The organism is Allobaculum fili (assembly GCF_020969955.1).
In the GTDB taxonomy this organism is placed as follows: Bacteria; Bacillota_I; Bacilli_A; order Erysipelotrichales; family Erysipelotrichaceae; genus Allobaculum; species Allobaculum fili.
Genome location: NZ_JAHDSX010000109.1, coordinates 1 through 486, shown reverse-complemented (window position 1 = coordinate 486; position 486 = coordinate 1). Strand labels below are relative to the sequence as shown.

Annotated in this window: 1 rRNA gene; it reads right to left on the bottom strand. The window is 57.6% G+C overall.

Features of this window, described 5'->3' with window-relative positions:
* A 23S ribosomal RNA gene (locus Afil_RS10730) occupies nucleotides 1-486 on the bottom strand; the annotation flags it as partial.

The window sequence follows — 486 nt, the reverse complement described above, 5'->3', positions numbered from 1 at the left end:
CTTCGCTTCCATCTCCAGCCTATCGCCTTGTCGTCTTCAAGGGGTCTTATATACCGCAGATCTTATCTTGGGCTCGGCTTCGCGCTTAGATGCTTTCAGCGCTTATCCGATCCCTGCTTGGCTGCCCGGCTATGCTACTGGCGTAACAACCGGTGCACCATTGGCAGGTCCATCCCGGTCCTCTCGTACTAAGGACAGCTTCCCTCAGATCTCCTGCGCCCACAACAGATAGGGACCGAACTGTCTCACGACGTTCTGAACCCAGCTCGCGTACCGCTTTAATGGGCGGACAGCCCAACCCTTGGAACCGAATCCAGCTCCAGGATGCGATGAGCCGACATCGAGGTGCCAAACCCCGCCGTCGATGTGAACTCTTGGGCGGGATCAGCCTGTTATCCCCAGGGTAGCTTTTATCCGTTGAGCGACGGCCCTTCCATTCGGCACCGCCGGATCACTAATCCCGACTTTCGTCCCTGCTCGGCTTGT